Origin of the sequence: Mesorhizobium intechi, from assembly GCF_002879535.1 — a bacterium.
In the GTDB taxonomy this organism is placed as follows: Bacteria; Pseudomonadota; Alphaproteobacteria; order Rhizobiales; family Rhizobiaceae; genus Mesorhizobium; species Mesorhizobium intechi.
In genome coordinates this window covers 1-5,722 of record NZ_PNOT02000159.1, presented here as the reverse complement: position 1 = coordinate 5,722, position 5,722 = coordinate 1, and the positions used below count along the sequence as shown (strand labels likewise).

At 58.0% G+C, this 5,722-nt stretch carries 5 protein-coding genes; 4 read left to right on the top strand and 1 reads right to left on the bottom strand.

The window, feature by feature from the left end; genetic code table 11:
• The 4 genes from C1D09_RS13405 to C1D09_RS13385 form a co-directional block, all read left to right on the top strand.
• Nucleotides 1-950: Crp/Fnr family transcriptional regulator (locus C1D09_RS13405; RefSeq protein ID WP_208760377.1), on the top strand; the 950-nt coding region annotated here is incomplete at its 5' end.
• 528 nt (nt 951-1,478) lie between these two features.
• Nucleotides 1,479-1,754: a hypothetical protein gene (locus tag C1D09_RS13395; protein ID WP_143974773.1), complete on the top strand. Its 276-nt coding sequence runs from the start codon at nt 1,479-1,481 to the stop codon at nt 1,752-1,754.
• A 280-nt stretch (nt 1,755-2,034) separates the two neighbouring features.
• Complete coding sequence (locus tag C1D09_RS13390) at nt 2,035-2,244, top strand: ChaB family protein (protein ID WP_143974772.1); 210 nt, start codon at nt 2,035-2,037, stop codon at nt 2,242-2,244.
• A gap of 689 nt (nt 2,245-2,933) precedes the next feature.
• Complete coding sequence (locus tag C1D09_RS13385; protein ID WP_143974771.1) at nt 2,934-4,505, top strand: pilus assembly protein; 1,572 nt, start codon at nt 2,934-2,936, stop codon at nt 4,503-4,505.
• Nucleotides 4,506-4,741: 236 nt separating this feature from the next.
• Here the strand turns inward: C1D09_RS13385 and C1D09_RS13380 are convergent, their stop codons facing one another.
• Entirely contained in the window at nt 4,742-5,674 is a 933-nt protein-coding gene (locus C1D09_RS13380) for a GGDEF domain-containing protein (protein ID WP_143974770.1), read from the bottom strand.
• Nucleotides 5,675-5,722 lie beyond the last annotated feature (48 nt).

Genomic DNA, 5,722 nt, shown 5'->3' with positions numbered 1-5,722 from the left:
GCACCCATCTCGGGAGGCGGGGATGCTTGTGGCATCGCGCGCGAGCTTTCGCTTTGTCCAAGATCAAAGCTGCAGTGACGGAAGCGGGTGCAATAAGACGCAGCGGCTACGTCGAATATGTACGTCAAGATTCACATGACATCACTTTTGGATGGTCGCAGATTGATTTTGGTCAAACGCTGATCAAGCGGCCAATGGCAGAAATTCCCACCGTTCCGAATGCCTGTGCCTCTATGGAGAGCGATACCTTGTCTTTGGACGCTTTGTTTGCCCGAATCCGCAGTATCCCGCTGGGTCGCGCCGAACGAGATGCCTTGGCCGGCACGGCAATGGGTGTCAGAGCCTTTGACCGCGGCGAGACGATTTTCGATTCCGACCAGTATCCGTCGCAACTGCACATCATTTCGGCTGGCTGGGCTGCCCGCTCGATTTCATCCATGGACGGCTCGCGACAGATTACAGATTTCGCAATCGCCGGCGATCTGTGCGACTTGACGGCTTTGGGCCACAGCTCGGTCGGCCGCGTGACCGCGCTTACAGCCGTCCGCGCCACCGTTCTCAATCGCCAGGCTTTGACCGAAGCGATCAGTGCCTACCCAAAACTCGGACGGGCATTTATGAGCATCGCCCTCGTCGAGCAGGCAACATTGCGGGTTTGGCTCGCCTATATGGGAAGGCACGAAAAGACGACACATCTTGCACACCTCTTCTGCGAACTGCACGCGCGTCTTCGCCAAGTCGGCCTGGTGGGGGATCACTCCTTCGAACTGCCCTTGACGCAAGACGCCATTGCAGACACCACGGGAATGAGCATCGTCCACGTCAACCGGGTTCTGCGAGTGCTGCGCACGGACGGCTTGATCACCTTGCACAAGCACCATCTGGAAATTCTGCAGCCGCAGCGGCTCCGCGAGTTGGCGGAGTTCGATCCGGCCTACCTCTTCGCCTGAAGAGGAGAAACCGGCGAACGCCGTTCGGCGGGACATTTCGCGGATATGAAGATGTCGGCCGAGTTGGCGTCACGCTCGCGACGGTGACGCCATTCATCGATCCGATGTTGGGGCGTTGCCGTTCAATGCCCAGCCTGAAAACACAGCGACGGGCGGTGCCGCAGGCGACCGCAACCAGTTCAGTTCGGTGAGGCCAGCGAAATAGAGAACGCGCCTTGTGAAGCGCGTTTGTTGGCGACCAGAGCAATGTCTCCCTGTCCCCTGACACACTTACCTATGTAAGTGTTTTCCCCACGCCGACCTGGATAGATGCATGCACCACTGTGGAGCCGAAGTGAGCATCTGGGAATCTATCGACAGCGCGCCGCCTGGCCGCGACCTTCAGTTGGCGGTGATTGAAGATGGGAGGGTCACCGCTTTGAGATTTCCGTGCCGTCTCGAAGGATCGCAATGGATAGCATCCGACACGGAGAGACCGGTAACGGTGCGCCCCACGCATTGGCGCCGTTGGGGAGCCGGAACAAGCGCGTGACATTTCCCAATTTGAAGCGGCCGGGGCGAGGCGGCATCAAGGTCTATCGGGTGGAGGAGATGGAAGGCGACACGATCGTCGCTGCGCATGAGGCCGCTGCCAAGACACCGTTCCAGGCGGCCGAGAATGCGCTGGGGACGCAGGTTACCCTACGCGGCGACGCGCAAGAGTGGATCCGCGTAGTCGAACTGACCGAAACGCCCTCCACGCGTCTGCGGCCGAACTTCTATGAGTTCAAGACCATCGGAAGAAAGCGAACATCGCACAACTGAATGGCCTATCGAAATCGGTGCGCGTTACCCCAACCGATGCGCCCCGCTAGGCCGGCGCCTTCCCCAAAGGCGCCGGCCGCTCCCATTGTGACAGCCACCATCATCGTGCCGCCATTCACCCCCCAACGACAATGACGACCATCGCTCGTTATACTGCCCCGCCGCGCTCGGCGAATCCTTGACCGAGATCAAGGGATACGCGCCCGCCGGGGTCTAAATGCAATCGCGTTGTTCCCGCATCTTTCCTGCACCCTTCGTCCCGGATTGTGAAAGCGTAGCCATGCCATACGCCTCGATCGAGGTGCTTCCTCCGCAAATCCGCGAACATCTCCCGCAGCAGGCGAGAGAGATCTACAGGGAGGCATTCAACAATGCCTGGGAGGAATATGCCGACAGCGGCGAGAGGCGCGAGGGGATCGCCCATCGAGTTGCGTGGGCTGCAGTGAAACGCCGCTACCTCAAGAAAGGGAATGCTTGGGTACCGCTGTGAGCGCATTCACTCTCGATGCGTTGATCGAGATCAATTCTTTCCCGCCAGCTTCAGGCACGTGTTTGCAATCGGGCACTTAAGGTAATTCGACTCAATCAGAAAAGCCGTCGTCGGACTTGTCGATGCCTGCGCCGAAAGAAGCAATGGATCAGACTTTCCGACCATCTGGCGAGACATCCTGAAGGCGCATCCGTGCGTGCGCGGGCAGCCGGTTCAGGACAGCGGTGAGGACGGCCCGGTCCTTAGAATCCCTTTGATCACCGGCCAGTTCCTCGTCTTCCTGGGTTCGCATTTCTCGCTTCCATGACTTCGGTCGAGCGCGCCTTCGTCAGACTTGACGCGGATCAAGGCCATTGCATTCCCAAGCTGTCTTGCAACCGGTCCAGCAGGTTGACGAATGCCTGATCGAGCACTTCCTCGCGGACATATTTGCGGCGGCAATCACCGTATCCGCCCCGGCCTCTATTGGTGTGCCCCGTGGCGAAGTCTTCCGAACGGGCGATATCGTTGACTTACCGAGGCACCATCCATCCGTCGTTGAGACGAACTTGATGGCCCGGTGGCCGAAAGGCGCGCGGGCTCTTCGGAACTTAATTTACCGCGTTTTGCCGCCTTATGAGCGATTGCTTATAAATCAACCGCCTGTAAACCAACGCCTCGTCATATGTCGTATCAGTCGGGGATCGGTCATGGTCATCAACAGGTTCTGGCGGTCGGGAAGCGGTAATTTCGCCTTGTTGTTCGCGTTGGCGGCGCCTGCAATCCTGGCGGCCGTCGGTTTCGCGGCGGACGTATCCACCGTCATGCGAGCAAAGGTCAATCTTCAGATCTCCTTGGATGCTGCGACCCTTTCCTCGTCGCACCTGTCAGACAGCGAAGCGAACCGCAAGCTGGCATTTGATAGCTATTTTCAGGCCAACGTCGCAAGTCACCCCGAGCTCTCCAACGCTAAAGTGACCTTGTCAGTCGACAAGGGTGTCAACTACGTCAAGACCAAGGCCGTCGCTTCCGCTGACGTGAACCTCAATTTCGCTTTCTTGTTCGGCGACAACCAGCACATCGAGGTGGATGCCGGCGGCTTGGAGGCGACGAATAACCTCGAGGTCGTGATGGTGCTCGACAACACTGGCTCCATGGCCGGTGCTAAGATCAACGCTCTCAGGGACGCCACTAAAGCACTTCTCGATGAGCTCGATGGGGCCAAGTCACCCAATCGCAAGGTGACCGCGGCGATTGTGCCGTTCGTCACAGCTGTTAATGTAAATGGCGATGAATTTGACCCCTCCTGGATAGACATGGAAGGCAAATCGCCGAACAACGGCGCGAATTTTCCCCTGCTCCCCGATGGCACACGTGTAAATCACATGAACCTGTTCAAGGCCCTGGCGCAGGGGACCGGTTGGAAAGGCACGGGATGGAAGGGCTGCGTTGAGGCACGTCCGGGAACCGCTGCCATTTCTGACGTGGCGCCCGACCAGGCTGACGCCAACACCTTGTTCGTGCCATATTTCGCACCAGACGACCCAGGTGACGCGACCAGTCCATCCGCGAGCTATGGCAACGACGCCAAGGTCTATAACAACTCGTATCTTTCCGATGACGTTCAAGACGGCACTGATACGAAGGGGGAAGATAAAAAGATCGCCAAATACTCGAACCCCAAGGCGAAAAAGATCAACGACAAATATGCGCCTTTGACAGTCGGCCCTAACCGAGCCTGCCCGACTCCGGTGGTCCCGTTGACCAGTGATCTGGACAAGTTGCGGGCCGCCGCCGCCCAAATGCAAGAGTGGAACGGATCCGGCACCAATGTCTCCGAAGGACTTTCTTGGGGCATGCGGGTGCTTTCACCGGATGCGCCCTACACCGACGGCGCCCCTTGGAAAACTCCGAACACGAGCAAGATCGTCGTCCTGCTTACGGATGGCGAAAACGTCGTCTATGGAGCGAGCAGTGAGCCTGAAAAGTCGGATTACACGTCATATGGCTACCTCGCATCTGGACGGTTCGGGACAAGTAACCAGACGGACGCTGCGCGCGTCGTAGATCGTTGGACGCTTGACGTTTGCGAGAAGTTAAAGGCACAGCAGGTTCAAATCTACACTATTACGCTGCAATCCGACACGGCCGCAAATCGGACACTTTACGGCAAATGCGCGACAAATCCGGGGGATTACTACGCTGTCAGCGATCCCAGCAAATTGTCAAAAGTCTTCCAAGAAATCGCTGGAAAGTTCACGACACTGCAGCTGGTCAACTAGGTGGGTGCGGGCTCGGGACCCGATGGAAGCCACGAGGGACACGCGTCAATCACTACCAGCGGCTCCAGCCAGGCGCATTGCGGTCCAGCGCATTCTCGCCGGAGCCAGACTTGCCACTTCCAGATCGAACTGGCCGAAACTGCCGTTGCGCTGAAGACCTGCTGTGTCCCCCCGACAAGAATATTGTTCTGCTTTCAAGGGTGATCAAACGCGCCGAGACGTATTGACTTCAGATCCTAAGCGGCGATCTCGACCCGATCGCGGCCTGCGTTTTTTGCGGCATAGAGAGCACGATCGGAAGAATGGAGTAGTGAGGTTGGCGCCACCCCATTCAATGGGTAGATGGCAGCCCCTATGCTCAAAGTAGTTGAGATGACAACATCCCCAATGCGCAGGGGTTCTCTTACCGCCGCCAAGACACGATCGGCGACGTTTTGAGCATCAACCGCCGAGGTTACGTTGCCGGCGATCATCACAAACTCGTCGCCTCCGATGCGCAGAAGGGAGTCGTGTTCCCGCGTGACTCCTTTGATCCGCTCTGCCATCTGGACGAGAAGGAAATCGCCCGCAAGATGACCATGGGTGTCATTCACACTCTTGAACGAATCCAGATCAAGCCAGAATACCCCGAAGCCGCCGCCGCGTGCCCCAGCTTCAGAAATCGCCGCGCTGATCCTCGCATTCAAAGTCACACGATTGGGAAGACCGGTAAGGTGGTCGTGCGTAGCAAGTTTCTCCGCTTTGTCCTTCGCGCCCTTGAGTTCCGCTTCAAGCTTCTTGAGCGGCCCTACGTCGGCAACATGGACGAAGATCCCCTGCACCGTCCCATTTTCGAAACGGGGAATGTATGTGGCCAGGCTATGCCGGACGCCGCCCTCCCGAGTTGGAATAGCGCGCTCGAACACCTGCTTTTTGCCGCTGTAGGCAGCGGCGATATAGGGCAGGTTGAGCGCGTAAAGCGGCCCCAAGAGATCCTGCAGTCGCGTCCCGATCAAGTCCTTTCCGGTGCAGCCGAACCAGTCAAGATATGCCGCGTTGGCGAAAACGCACTTCTGATTGGCATCCCAATAGGCGACCATGGCATCCAGATTGTCCACCATCTCGACCACGACCTCGGCGAGCGAAGGGGGCTGAACCTCGAAATTCTCGCGGGGTCGCGATGCGGGCATGATCGCCTTGCTGACGTTGGTGGGTCGATATCAGAACGAGAATGGCAG